This window comes from Kribbella orskensis, from assembly GCF_004342085.1.
Taxonomy (GTDB): domain Bacteria; phylum Actinomycetota; class Actinomycetes; order Propionibacteriales; family Kribbellaceae; genus Kribbella; species Kribbella orskensis.
The window spans coordinates 38,221-50,493 of sequence record NZ_SLWM01000013.1 but is presented as its reverse complement, the minus strand read 5'-3'; the positions used below and the strand labels follow the sequence as shown (position 1 = coordinate 50,493).

Below are 12,273 nucleotides of genomic sequence, written 5' to 3'. Positions count from 1 at the left end.
AGCAGAGCCGTCCACCCGCCATCCCGGCACCGGGGCCGAGGTCGACCACGTAGTCGGCGATCCGGATCGTCTCCGGCTTGTGTTCCACGACGAGCACGGTGTTGCCCTTGTCCCGCAGTTGCAGCAGCAGGTCGTTCATCCGCTGGATGTCGTGCGGATGCAGCCCGACCGTGGGCTCGTCGAACACGTAGGTGACATCGGTGAGCGAGGAGCCGAGGTGCCGGACCAGCTTGACCCGCTGCGCCTCACCGCCGGACAGCGTCGACGACTCCCGGTCGAGGCTGAGGTAGCCGAGCCCGATGTCCACCATCGACTCGAGAGTGTCCCGCAGCCCTTCGAGCATCGGCCCGACCGAGGCGTCCTTCAGGTCGCGGATGATCTCGGCCAGGTCGCTGATCTGCATCCCCGAGCACTCGGCGATGCCGTAGCCGTCGATCCGCGCGGCCAGCGCCGCCTGGTTGAGCCGCGCGCCGTCACACTCCGGGCAGACGGTCAGCTTCACCGCCCGATCCGCGAACGCCCGGATGTGACTCTGTATCGACTCGCGGTCCTTGGCCAGGTAGAGCCGCTTCACCTTCGTCACAAGACCTTCGAAGGTGAGGTTGCTCTTGCCGACCTTCACCTTCATGGCCGGCTGGTTGAGGAACTGCTCCCACTGATCGGCGGATAGTCCTTCAGCGGCAGGTCCAGGTCGAACAGCCCGGACTTCGCCATCAGTTGCCAGTACCACGTGTCGACGCCGAACCCGGGCGCCTTGATCGCGTCCTGGTTGAGCGACCTGTCCCGGTCGACGAGTTCGTCCACGTCGATCTCAGTCGCCTTGCCGAGGCCCTCGCAGGTCGGGCACATCCCCTCGGCCCGGTTGAAGCTGAACGCCGACGGCGGCCCGACGTACGGCGTACCGGTCCGGCTGAAGAGGATCCGCAGCATTGTGTGCGCGTCGGTGGCGGTGCCCACGGTCGAGCGGGCGTTCGCGCCGATCCGCTCCTGGTCCACGATGATCGCCGCGCTGAGGTTGCGCAGCGAGTCGACGTCCGGCCGGGCCAGGCTGGGCATGAAGTTCTGGATGAAGGCGGTGTAGGTCTCGTTGATCAGCCGCTGCGACTCCGCGGCGATGGTGTCGAAGACGAGGGACGACTTGCCGGAGCCGGAGACTCCGGTGAAAAGGGTCAACCGCCGCTTCGGGATGTCGAGGGAGACGCCCTTCAGGTTGTTCTCGCGGGCTCCCCGGACCTGGATGACGTCGTGACTGTCGGCGGCTTCGTGGCCGGAATTCTCCGGCGGAATCGTGGCAGGCATGCATTCAATTTTCTCATTGACACCGACGTTGAGACTTTGCCGCCGATGCCCAGCCCGATGGACACGCCTAACGTTCCACCGGCGGTTGAAGCTAGCGGTGCACGCGTCCGCGAACGTCGTCGAGCAGCGACTGCAGCTTTCCGGCCAGCACATCGCGCTCTCGGGGCGACAGTGACGAGACGAGGTCGGACTCGCGGGTGAGCACCTGGTCGACCGTCCTCTCGACCAGTTCGTGCCCCGCCTCGGTGAGGGAGACGACCACCGCTCGCGAGCCGTCGGTCTCCGTACGCCGAACAACCAGCCCGGCTTGCTCGGCCCGGGCCACCCGCTGGGAGATCGCCCCGGCGGTGACCAGCGTGCGCTCGGCGAGGTCCCGCGTGCTCAGCTCGTACGGCGTACCGGCGCGGCGCAGCACACTCAGCAGGTCCAAGGTGGCGGGGTCGACGCCGAGCTCGGTGAGCAGGCGGCGCCTGTCGTCGGCGAAGAGCTTGGCCAGCCGCCATAGGGGAGTGACGATGCCGATCGAATCCGTCGGCGTGCCCGGGCGCTCCCGCTGCCAGGCGCTGGCGATCTCCGCGGCGGGATAAGGACTGGGCTCATCCAGGGGATACGCGTCGGCCGGCTTCCCGGTCGGCGTCGCGGCCTGCTTCCTAGCTGGCTTCCTGGTCGGCTTCTTCGCTGGCACGAGACCCATGCTACGTTTAGAGCTAAACATTTAGACCTAAACGAGGAGGTTCGGCGTGTCCAGAACGATCGTGGTGACCGGTGGCGCGACGGGGATCGGCCGGGCTGTGGCCGAGCGGTTCCGCGCCGACGGGGAGACCGTCGTGATCACCGGCCGGCGACTCGAAGTACTCGAGAAGGCCGCGGCGGAGATCGGGGCACGAGCGGTGGTGTGCGATGCCGCGGATCCCGCGCAGGTGGAGGCGCTGTTGCTCGAACTGCCCGACTCTGTCGATGTGCTGGTCAACAACGCCGGGGGCAACACCGACTTCGCTTCTCCTGACGCGGAAGGCGATCTGAGGCAACTCAAGGACAACTGGCGAGCCAACTTCGACGCCAACGTGCTCACCGCGGTGCTGACGACGACCGCCCTTGCGCCGAGGCTCGCTGCGAATGGATCGGTTTTGCACCTGGGCTCCATCGCGGGAGCCAGGGGAGCGGGGTCCTACGGCGCGGCGAAAGCAGCGCTGGCCACTTGGAACCAGGACGTCGCCGCTGAGTTAGGCGCCCGCGGGATCACCTCGAACGTGGTCGCGCCGGGATTCACCGCCGAGACCGAATTCTTCCGGGGCGGGTTGTCGGGGGAGCGGCGCCAGGGGTTGCTGGAGGCAACGATGACCAAGCGGGACGGTGAGCCCGCCGACATCGCCGCGGCGATCCACTTCCTCGCCTCGCCGGCGGCCCGCCACATCACCGCCCAGGTCCTGCACGTCAACGGAGGCGCCCTCACCACCCGTTAGAAGGCAGCGCCGACGCGTTGACAACGTGAGTACGCGTCGGGTGGAGACGGCGTCGGTGAGAATGGGCCCATGCGTGCCACCGTCAAGGACGTCGCCAAGCTGGCCGGGGTGTCCCCGAAGACGGTGTCGAACGTCATCAACGGGGTCGTCTTCGTCCGTCCGGAGACCCGGGAGCGGGTCGAGCACGCGTTGCAGGAGCTGGACTACGTCCCGAACCTGAGCGCCCGCGGACTGCGCAACGGCCGCTCCGGGATGATCGGCCTCGCGCTGCCCGACCTGCTGCGGCCCTACTCGGCGGAGATCACCCACCTGGTCGTCGAGCTCGCCCACCAGCGCGGCTGGGGTGTCCAGATCGAGCAGACCGCCGCCCAGCCGGACCGCGAGTTCGAACTGCTCTCGAAGGCACGCGCCAACCTCGTCGACGGCCTGATCCTCAACCCGGTGAACCTCGACGACAGCGCAGTCACCACCGCCGAGGTGCTGCCGGCCGTGGTTCTGATCGGCGATGTCGACCAGGATCGCGTCAGCCAGGTCGCCATCGACAACGTGGGCGCGGCGCGCGAGATGACACAGCACCTGCTCGACCAGGGTTTCCGCCGGATCGCGGTCGTCGGCACCCCGGAGCTCCCGAGCGGAGCGAGCGGCACGGGTCGCGTCGGCGGCTCCACCGACGCCGCCGGTACCGCGGCCGCGCGGTTGCGCACGATCGGGTACCGCGAAGCGCTCGAGGCGGCGGGTATCCCGCACGACCCGGATCTGGAGATCGCGCTGGACCGGTGGAGTCCGGAGGGCGCCGCAGTCGTAGTCGGCCGGCACCTGGAGACCCACGAACCTCCCGACGCGCTGTTCTGCTTCACCGACACGATCGCCTTCGGCACACTGTCGGCGCTGTGGTCAGCCGGGGTCGCAGTACCGCAGCAGTGTGCGGTCGCGGGGTTCGACAACATCGTGGACAGCCGGTTCACCGTGCCGCCGCTGACCACGATCGATTTCGACCGGCGGCAGTTCGTCGAGGCCGCGCTGGACCTGCTCGCTGAGCGGATGGCAGACAAGGACGCCAAGCCCCGTCGGGTCGTCGTACCGCACCGGATCGTCTCCCGCGCCAGCACCGCTCGTTAGAGCACCGAATCCCACAGGTTCAGCTTTCGACGCCTATTTGGGAGTCATTCTGCCGCAAGCGTTTGCTCCAGCCATGGTGCTGATTCTCAAACGTTTTCGACCAGATCCCGATCGAACTCGAGCACGCCGCGCGAGTGGACGGCGCTCGTTTTCTCTTTTTCCAAAGGCAGATCATCAAGGGCATCGCGACCACCGGGTTCGGTGGGCAGTAGCGGCGCGGACAACAGTTCCGGCAGGCGGGATTACTGGGCGATCCCCTTGAAAACGTCGTTACCCTGAGCGAGGCTGCCGTGACCGCTTCCGTATCAGTGAGGAGTACGGGGTGGTGCGATTGCCAGCTGCTCCGGCGCAGCGAGTTCGTTGCGCCGTACCGGCAGTTGGGCAGCAAACCAAACCGTTCCTCGGGGGGAACGAAAGGGAAAGGGGGATCTGTGTCATCGATGAGAAGGCTCGCCGAGCAGTGCCGTGGTGTGAGGAGTCACGGCACCTCGCAGCTCGGGCGGGCTTCGATCCAACCAGCGGTCTGTACCGGCATCCACGAGGTGAGCTCGTCGATCCCGTCCGGTCAGCCGCGTCGCGTGGCGGTCCTGAGACTGAGCAACGGTCTGACCGCCACACTGCGTCTGGGGGACGGCGTGCAGGCGCCGGACCGGGGCGCGACAGTGTTCGTCCGGGGTGGCCGGGGGATGGGCGATCAGCCCGCCTCAGGTGGGGTCACCCTCGCGCCGAGCTTCCCGAGCTGAACAACCGGCGGTAATGCACCGGCTGAATCAGTGGCTCGCCGGTCTCAGGTCAACGCCGAGCTGAGACCGGCAAGCTCCTGGATCTCCATCGCATTCATGACTCCGGGATCGGGTCCGTCAGCGCGCGGACCTCGATCGGGGAGTAGCGGGCCTCGGGCAGTCGCGCGGCTAGTTCCGTCGCGCGCTCCAGGCTGCACTCGAACAGGTAGTAGCCGGCAAGCACCTCCTTGGACTCGGTGAACGGCCCGTCCGTCACGGCCGGCACCCCGTCGCTGACCTGCACTACCCGCGCATTCTGCGTGGTCAGGCCGTCGGCGCCCAGCAGTTCCCCGCTCGCCCGCGTCTCGTCCAGCACCGCCCGATGCGCCGCGTAGACCGCGTCCATCCCCTCGGCGTCGAGCGCCTTCCAGGTGTCGGCGTTGCCGTAGATCAACAACATGTACTTCATCCGGTCTCCTCTGTCAGGTCTGACACCAGTTACGTCGGAACGGGCCGACCCGCCTCGACACGCCTGGTCACTTCTTCGCCATGATGGCCTCCTGCCGGCGCTTGACCTAGAGCCAGCTCTAACTCGTACTGTCGCAGGCATGAGCACCCCACAACACAAGATCGGTTCGGGCTTCGGCCATGACAGCACCGCGGACGAAGTCCTCCGGGGGATCGACCTGTCCGGCAAGCTCGCACTCGTCACCGGCGGCTACTCCGGCCTCGGCCTGGAGACCACCCGCGCCCTGGCGAAGGCCGGCGCCCACGTCGTCGTACCGGCGCGGCGGCCGGCGGCGGCCGAAGAAGCGCTCGCCGGGATCGACGACGTGGAGGTCGACGAGCTCGATCTGGCGGACCTGGAGAGCGTTCGCTCGTTCTCCGAGCGGTTTCTCGCCAGCGGGCGGACGATCGACCTGCAGATCGACAACGCGGCCGTGATGGCCTGCCCGGAGACCCGCGTCGGACCGGGGTGGGAAGCCCAGTTCGCGACGAACCACCTCGGCCACTTCGCGCTGGTGAACCGGCTGTGGCCGGCCATCGTCGACGGCGGCGCCCGGGTCGTCTCCGTCTCCTCGTCGGGACATCGCCGCTCGGACATCCGGTGGGACGACCTGCAGTTCGCCCAGGGCTATGACAAGTGGACCGCCTACGGCCAGGCCAAGACCGCGAACGCACTGTTCGCCGTGCAGTTGGATGCCTTGGGCAAGGACGCTGGGGTACGGGCATTCACGTTGCATCCGGGCGGCATCCTGACGCCGCTGCAGCGCCACCTGCCGCGCGAGGAGATGGTCGCGTTCGGCTGGATCGACGAGCAGGGCGACCCGCTGAACCCAGGCTTCAAGACGCCCGAACAGGGCGCGGCCACCCAGGTCTGGGCCGCGACCTCGCCGCAGCTCGAAGGCGAAGGCGGCGTGTTCCTCGACGACTGCGAGGTCGCCGAACTGTCCACGGACGACGCCCCGGGAGTCCGGCCGTACGCGGTCGATCCGGCATCGGCAGCACGGCTGTGGACCATCTCGGCCGAGCTCACCGGAGTGAACGCGTTCGGGTAGTCTGACCGGACCAGTCGTCGTACGAGTCGAGGAGGTGGGACCGATTACCGCCAGCACAGGTCGGGCGCTCCCACCTCCCATCGGCTGACCGACGCCGACCGCGGGAGTGCCCACAGGTTTCGTTGAAGGGTTCCCGTGTCACTACTCAGCACCTCCAGCATCGTCACCACGCTCCGCGCCGCCGGCTGTGTCTTCGCCGAGGACGAGGCCGAACTCCTGATCGCCGCCGCGCGTGACGACGCCGAGCTCGCCGCGATGGTCGAGCAACGCGTCTCGGGTCTGCCCATCGAGCACGTGGTCGGGTGGGCCGAGTTCCATGGCCTCCATATCGCGGTCGACCCGGGCGTCTTCGTGCCACGACGGCGTACGTCGTACTTGGTGGACGAGGCCATCGCGCTCAGTCGTCCCGGTTGTGTCGTGGTCGACCTCTGCTGCGGATCCGGGGCGCTCGGCGTCGCGGTCGCTTCTGCCCAGGAGGTCGAGCTGTACTCCGCTGACGTCGAGCCGGCGGCGGTTCGTTGTGCGCGGCGCAATGTGGAACCCCTCGGCGGCCAGGTCTTCGAGGGTGACCTCTTCGACCCGTTGCCCTCGGGTCTTCGGGGTCGCGTCGACCTTCTCCTGTCGAACGTTCCTTACGTGCCGACTGACGAAGTACGGCTGCTGCCCGCCGAAGCACGCCTCCACGAACCGTTGGTCACCTTGGACGGCGGCTCGGACGGTCTGGACGTACTGCGTCGCGTCAGCGCTGCCGCGCCCGGTTGGCTGGCTCCGGGCGGACACGTCTTGGTGGAGACCAGCGAACGCCAGGCACCGGTCGCCGCGGCAATCTTCGAGGGCGACGGTCTTGCTGCGCGGATCACCTCGTCCGAGGAGCTCTACGCAACTGTGGTGATCGCCGGCAAACCCTGCCCGTGAGCGCTTCTACTCGCTACGGTGCGTCCTATGGACGCCGTGGAGATCAGGAAGGCGAGAGCCGAGGACCTGGAGGGCGTAGTCGCATCGAGCGCCGCACTCTTCGCTGAAGACAGTGGCACCCGCGACCCGCTCCGCAACGCGGACTGGCCCGAGGTCCACGGCGCGAAGTGGGTCGCGGATCTTCTGGAGGATCCGGACGCGCTGGTGCTCGTTGCCTCTGACCCAGCGGTCGTCGGCCACCTGGTCGGCACCTTCTCACCGCCCTCGGACATGTGGACGGTGGCGCGGGCCGAACTGGTCAGCATGTACGTCCGCGATACGCACCGCACCCAAGGCATCGGCACCCGCATGGTCGACGCCTTCACCGAATGGGCCAAGAGCCGCGGCGCCACCAGACTCCACGTCACCGCCTACGCCACGAACAACCCGGCCCTGCACCTCTACCACTCCTGCGGCTTCACTCCGAACTCGATCACCCTCAACAAGGACCTTTGAGTCTTCGCCTCAAGACCAACTGCGACGTTCTGCGCTCGGCGCGGACTCCGCGGCGAGACGGAGGGCTTCGCGGCGGAGCTTGCGCCGGTGGTGGAGGATCTCGCCGGTGAAGATCGCCAAAGCGGCCCAGATGAGCGCGAACCCGGCGAGGCGCTCGGGCGGCATCGGCTCGCCGAACGCGAACACGCCGAGGATGAACTGCACCGACGGCGTGAGGTACTGCAACAACCCGAGATACGTCAGCGGGATCCGCGTGGCCGCGCCGGCGAAGAACAGGAGCGGAACCGCCGTGGCCGGGCCGGCGGCGATCAGGAGCAGCGTCGTCGACCAACCGTCGTGCCCGAACGCTGCCCGGCCCACGAGCTCCAGCCACACCAGATAGCCCAGCACGACCGGCAAGATGATCGTCGCCTCGACAGCGAGGCTTTCGACCGCCCCCGTCGCCGCCTTCTTCTTCAACACGCCGTACGTCGCGAAGCTGAGCGCCAACCCGACCGCCACCCACGGCACGCGGCCGTAGTCGAACGTCAGCCACGCCACCGCCACCGCGGCCAGGCTGAGCGCGAACCTCTGCGGCCGCCGCAGTCGCTCGCGAAACAGCACCACCCCGACCACGACCGTGACCAGCGGGCTGATGAAGTACCCGAGCGACGTCTCCACCACCCGCTCGTGGTTGACGCCCCAGATGTAGAAGTACCAGTTGAACGCGATGACCACGGCGGCCGCGGCGAGAAACCGCAGCGCGGCGGGCCGCTGCCTCAACGCGCGCCACCAGCCGGCGCGCGGACGTACCCAAAGCAGCAGCGCGATGATCCCGAGCCCCCACACGAACCGGTGGGCGAGCACCTCGACCGCGCCGGCGCCGTCGAGCAGCCGCCAGTACAGCGGCAGCAGCCCCCAGATCCCATAGGCGGAGGCACCGAAGAGCAGGCCTCGGTTCAGTGACGCGTGGCCGTCGGAGTCGGGCACCTGTGCGGGCAGGTCGGCGGCGACCCGGTTCATTTCACGACGCGGTACTTGAGGTGCGTGACGCCGGGTGCCTCGACGGCACGGACCTGCTCGAGTTGCACCTCCGCTTCCCCGCGGCTGGGGAAGAGGCGAGCACCGTCGCCGAGCAACACCGGAACTACGTGGAGCTCGAGCTCGTCCAGCAGTCCCGCTGCCAGGCACTGCTGAGCGATGTGGCCGCCGCCCCAGAGCATGACGTCTTTGCCGCCGGCGGCCTCCTTAGCCTGTTCGAGCGCGGACTCGATGCCGTCGGTGACGAAGTGGTACGTGGTCCCTCCCTCCATCTCCACGGATTCACGCGGGTGATGGGTGACGACGAACACGGGGTAGTGGTACGGCGGGTTGTCGCCCCACCAGCCCGTCCACTGCTCGTCGCCCCAAGCACCACCGCCGACAGGGCCGAACATGTTCCGGCCCATCACCGCAGCGCCGATGTTCTCCTTCGCCTCCTCGACTATCCGTGCGCTCTCGTTCACCTCGCCCCCTTGCTGGCCGTGGGCTTCGCGCCAGGTGGCGAGCGGAACCACCCAGTCGTGCAGCCGCTCGCCGCCCTCGCCGAGCGGGTTCTCCTCGCTCTGGTTCGGTCCGGCGACGAAACCGTCCAGCGAGATCGAGATATGACACCTCAGCTTGCTCATCGCGCCTCCTCAGTAGGCGGCCGCTGCGGCCGCGGGAACGTTGATACCTAGAGCATGGATCGACTCAATAGATGACGTCTAATGCCAATCCTGCGAAGATCACATTGATATCTTTGATCTATGCTCAACCTGGTTCATCTCAAGGTCCTGGCCGCAGTGGCCCGACACGGGTCCGTGACCGAAGCGGCGAAACAGCTGCACTACTCACAACCGTCGGTGAGTCACCACCTGTCTCGCCTGGAAGCCGCAACCGGCGTCAAGCTCATTCAGAAGGTCGGTCGCGGGATCCGATTGACCCCGGAAGGGCAACTGCTGGCCAACCGGGCCACCGAGATCATCGGACGGGTCGACGCCGCGACCAACGAGCTGGAAGCACAGGTCGGCTTGCAGGCCGGGCGGGTCCGCCTGGCCGCCAACGCGTCGGCGCTGAGCACGATCGCGCCCAAGGCCGCCGCCACGCTGGCCAAAGCACACCCAGGACTCGAGCTGAGCCTGGTCGACCGGCACCCGGTCGAAGCGCTACAGATGCTCCGTCACGGCGAGATCGACGTCGCACTCGTCTTCCGGTACGCCGACGCCCCGGTGGAGGAAGAGGGATTTCGCCTGGTCCACATCGGCGACGACCCGATCTACCTCATCAGCCAAACACCCGACGACAGCCTTGCGAACCATCGCCACTCCGCCTGGATCGGCGGTTGCGAACGGTGCCAGGAAGAGCTGACCACCGTGTGCCGGCAAGCGGGCTTCACCCCACGCATCGGATCACTCAGCGACGACATGGTCGTCGTGCAAGCTCTCGTCGCCGCCGGCGTAGGCGTCACGACCCTGCCCGGCCTTGCGCTCCAAGCCCACCGCCTGCCCGACGTCCACACCACCGAAATACCCAACTACCGACGACAGATCTACGCCGTCACCTATGGCGAGCCGCCAGACCCGCCCGCCACCATCGCCTTGATCCAAGCCATCCGGGAGTCCGTCCGCTAGCGGCGCTGATCAGACGCGACGGAGGACGTGGAGGAGGTAGTCGCGGCGGTTCAGCGGGTCGTGGTCTGTGCGCGGCCGGTCGGGGATCGGGCCGGTGACCGGTTGGTGGCGCTCGAACGACGACTCGAGAACACCCTCGCCACGGGTCAGAGCGGGCAGTTGCTGCTCCAGGTCGTAGACCGCGGCGGCGGGGATTTCTCCTTCCAGGACAGAGGTTTCGGTGCCCAACGCCGGCACCTGCGGGATCGCGCGCAATCGGGACAGCGCCGCCAGTACGGCGCGGACGGTATCCGTCGGGATCTCCAGTTCGAAGCGGTGCATCGGCTCGTACACCGTCGTACAGGCCTGCTGGAGAGCCGTCATCAGGACCAGTGGGGTGAGGTTGCGGAAGTCCCCGGCCGTGCTCGACATGCTCTTGTCGAAGACGGCGTGCGCGTGGCTCTGGCGCGCCGAGTAGCCCGAGTGCGTCATCACCACGGTCGCGTCGGGGATCTGCCAGCCATGGATCCCTTGCTCGAGCGTCTCGTGCACGGTCTCCTCGACCGCCTTGATGAATGCGTACGGCATAGAACCGAGCTCTACCTCCAGACTGAAGCTCACGCCCGAGTTCACCGGGGCTGGCTCGACGCGCAGGCCGACGGTGGCCAGGAACGGGTTCCCGTCCTTCTTGTTGAACTCGACCGACGCGCCGACGCCCTCCAGCCGCTCGATGCAGATGGTCGTCGTCTCGCGGAAGGTGACGTCGATGCCGAAGTCGTCGGCGAGCGTGGTCTGGATGACCTCCTTCTGCACCTCGCCGTACAGCGACACGAACGTCTCCTGCCGGATGTCGTCCTGACGCAGGTTGATCAGCGGATCCTGCTCGGCCAACTGGGAGAGCGCGACCTGCAGATTCCCCTTGTCCGACGGCCGAGTCGGCGCGATCACCGTCTCCAACGTCGGGGGAGCGAAGTACGCGCTCTCTCCCGCTCCGGCCCTGCCTCCTGCGTCAGCTGACTCGCCGGCCGCGCCGAGCTTGTCGCCGATGCGGATCTCGCCAAGTCCCCAGAGCTTGCCGATCTCACCGGCGACGACCTCCGGGCGGGTCAGCACCGAGCCGTTGCCGAAGACGCTGACCGAGGTCACCTTGGCTTCTTTGCCGCCGTGGAACCGCAGCCGATCCCGGGTCCGGATCGCGCCCGAGTACATCCGGACGAAAGCGATCTTCTCGCCCGCCGGCCCCCGCTCAACCTTGAATACGGACCCATCCACCGGACCGTCGACGTCGCCTTGCCCGGCCGGCAGCAGTTCCCGGATCCCCGCGATCAGCGCGTCCGTCCCGGCACCGGTGATCGCGGAACCGAAGTACACCGGATGCACCAGCGCCTGCTGGGTCTGCTCCGCCAGCCGCGCCCGGAGTACGTCGTACGAGAGCGCTTTCTCGTTCTCCACGTACGTCGCCAGCATCTGGTCGTCCCGCTCGGCCAGCAGATCGAGCATGGCGAAGGTGAAGCTCGTGTCATCCCGCCCGTACGGCGTGAACGCGGCGCCGGGCGTGCCGAGTCGGTCGGTCGACCCCATCGGGATGACCGCGGCGGAGAGCCGGTCCGCGATGCTCTTCAGCAACGAGCAGTACTGCGCTCCGGCCCGGTCGAGCTTGTTCACGAAGATCAGCGTCGGGATACCGAGGCGCTGGAGGGTGCGCATCAGCACCCGCGTCTGCGCCTGGACGCCTTCCACCGCGGAGATGACCAGCACCGCGCCGTCGAGCACGCTGAGCGCCCGCTCCACCTCGGCGATGAAATCCGGGTGACCGGGAGTGTCGATCAGGTTGACCGTGATGTCGTCGACGGCGAACGAGACGACCGCGGACTTGATCGTGATGCCGCGTTGCCGCTCGAGTGCCAGCGAGTCGGTCTGGGTGTTGCCGTCATCGACGCTGCCGACCTCGTCGATGACCCCGGCGGCGAACAGGAGCCGCTCGGTCAGGCTGGTTTTACCGGCGTCTACATGCGCCAGGATCCCCAGGTTCAGTGTTCTCACGCAGCTTCATGTCCCTTGAACAGGTGGATGTGCCTTTCTGGGTCGACAT

11 protein-coding genes and 1 pseudogene are annotated in these 12,273 nt (G+C 67.6%); 6 read left to right on the top strand and 6 right to left on the bottom strand.

Annotated elements, in window-relative coordinates:
* Position 1 precedes the first annotated feature (1 nt).
* Positions 2-1,299 (bottom strand): annotated as a pseudogene (locus EV644_RS28595) (excinuclease ABC subunit UvrA); the annotation flags it as partial.
* Between the two features lie 91 nt (positions 1,300-1,390).
* Complete coding sequence (locus EV644_RS28590) at positions 1,391-1,984, bottom strand: MarR family winged helix-turn-helix transcriptional regulator (RefSeq protein WP_241998921.1); 594 nt, start codon at positions 1,982-1,984, stop codon at positions 1,391-1,393.
* 55 nt (positions 1,985-2,039) lie between these two features.
* On the opposite strand from EV644_RS28590, the gene EV644_RS28585 reads away from it, so the two are divergent.
* Complete coding sequence (locus tag EV644_RS28585) at positions 2,040-2,762, top strand: SDR family NAD(P)-dependent oxidoreductase (protein ID WP_132192063.1); 723 nt, start codon at positions 2,040-2,042, stop codon at positions 2,760-2,762.
* A 69-nt stretch (positions 2,763-2,831) separates the two neighbouring features.
* Positions 2,832-3,881 (top strand): LacI family DNA-binding transcriptional regulator, encoded by a 1,050-nt coding sequence (locus EV644_RS28580; protein ID WP_132192062.1) that lies wholly within the window; start codon positions 2,832-2,834, stop codon positions 3,879-3,881.
* Between the two features lie 837 nt (positions 3,882-4,718).
* Here EV644_RS28580 and EV644_RS28575 read toward each other — a convergent pair.
* The gene (locus EV644_RS28575) at positions 4,719-5,072 is read right to left on the bottom strand and encodes a YciI family protein (RefSeq protein ID WP_132192061.1); all 354 of its coding nucleotides are present in this window, start codon (positions 5,070-5,072) and stop codon (positions 4,719-4,721) included.
* Positions 5,073-5,211: 139 nt separating this feature from the next.
* Between EV644_RS28575 and EV644_RS28570 the strand changes: the two genes are divergently transcribed.
* From EV644_RS28570 to EV644_RS28560, 3 genes are all read left to right on the top strand, one after another.
* Positions 5,212-6,162 carry an SDR family NAD(P)-dependent oxidoreductase gene (locus tag EV644_RS28570; protein ID WP_132192060.1) on the top strand — a complete coding sequence of 317 codons (951 nt, stop codon included), beginning with the start codon at positions 5,212-5,214 and terminating at the stop codon, positions 6,160-6,162.
* A gap of 135 nt (positions 6,163-6,297) precedes the next feature.
* Positions 6,298-7,077 carry a putative protein N(5)-glutamine methyltransferase gene (locus EV644_RS28565; protein WP_132192059.1) on the top strand — a complete coding sequence of 260 codons (780 nt, stop codon included), beginning with the start codon at positions 6,298-6,300 and terminating at the stop codon, positions 7,075-7,077.
* A gap of 27 nt (positions 7,078-7,104) precedes the next feature.
* Positions 7,105-7,572 carry a GNAT family N-acetyltransferase gene (locus tag EV644_RS28560; RefSeq protein ID WP_132192058.1) on the top strand — a complete coding sequence of 156 codons (468 nt, stop codon included), beginning with the start codon at positions 7,105-7,107 and terminating at the stop codon, positions 7,570-7,572.
* A 9-nt stretch (positions 7,573-7,581) separates the two neighbouring features.
* Here EV644_RS28560 and rarD read toward each other — a convergent pair whose 3' ends face one another.
* Positions 7,582-8,574 carry an EamA family transporter RarD gene (gene rarD, locus EV644_RS28555; RefSeq protein WP_132192057.1) on the bottom strand — a complete coding sequence of 331 codons (993 nt, stop codon included), beginning with the start codon at positions 8,572-8,574 and terminating at the stop codon, positions 7,582-7,584.
* Positions 8,571-9,218: a dihydrofolate reductase family protein gene (locus tag EV644_RS28550; RefSeq protein WP_132192056.1), complete on the bottom strand. Its 648-nt coding sequence runs from the start codon at positions 9,216-9,218 to the stop codon at positions 8,571-8,573. Before EV644_RS28550 ends, rarD begins: the two co-directional genes overlap by 4 nt.
* A gap of 120 nt (positions 9,219-9,338) precedes the next feature.
* Between EV644_RS28550 and EV644_RS28545 the strand changes: the two genes are divergently transcribed.
* Entirely contained in the window at positions 9,339-10,202 is an 864-nt protein-coding gene (locus EV644_RS28545) for a LysR family transcriptional regulator (RefSeq protein WP_132192055.1), read from the top strand.
* A 9-nt stretch (positions 10,203-10,211) separates the two neighbouring features.
* Here the strand turns inward: EV644_RS28545 and EV644_RS28540 are convergent, their stop codons facing one another.
* Positions 10,212-12,224 carry an elongation factor G gene (locus EV644_RS28540; RefSeq protein WP_132192054.1) on the bottom strand — a complete coding sequence of 671 codons (2,013 nt, stop codon included), beginning with the start codon at positions 12,222-12,224 and terminating at the stop codon, positions 10,212-10,214.
* Between the last annotated feature and the right edge of the window lie 49 nt (positions 12,225-12,273).

Excerpts from the sequence above, each read along its gene's own strand:
- EV644_RS28580 (WP_132192062.1), top strand. The coding sequence starts at position 2,832 with ATGCGTGCCACCGTCAAGGACGTCGCCAAGCTGGCCGGGGTGTCCCCG.
- EV644_RS28575 (WP_132192061.1), bottom strand. The coding sequence starts at position 5,072 with ATGAAGTACATGTTGTTGATCTACGGCAACGCCGACACCTGGAAGGCG.
- EV644_RS28570 (WP_132192060.1), top strand. The coding sequence starts at position 5,212 with ATGAGCACCCCACAACACAAGATCGGTTCGGGCTTCGGCCATGACAGC.
- EV644_RS28560 (WP_132192058.1), top strand. The coding sequence starts at position 7,105 with ATGGACGCCGTGGAGATCAGGAAGGCGAGAGCCGAGGACCTGGAGGGC.
- rarD (WP_132192057.1), bottom strand. The coding sequence starts at position 8,574 with ATGAACCGGGTCGCCGCCGACCTGCCCGCACAGGTGCCCGACTCCGAC.
- EV644_RS28550 (WP_132192056.1), bottom strand. The coding sequence starts at position 9,218 with ATGAGCAAGCTGAGGTGTCATATCTCGATCTCGCTGGACGGTTTCGTC.
- EV644_RS28545 (WP_132192055.1), top strand. The coding sequence starts at position 9,339 with ATGCTCAACCTGGTTCATCTCAAGGTCCTGGCCGCAGTGGCCCGACAC.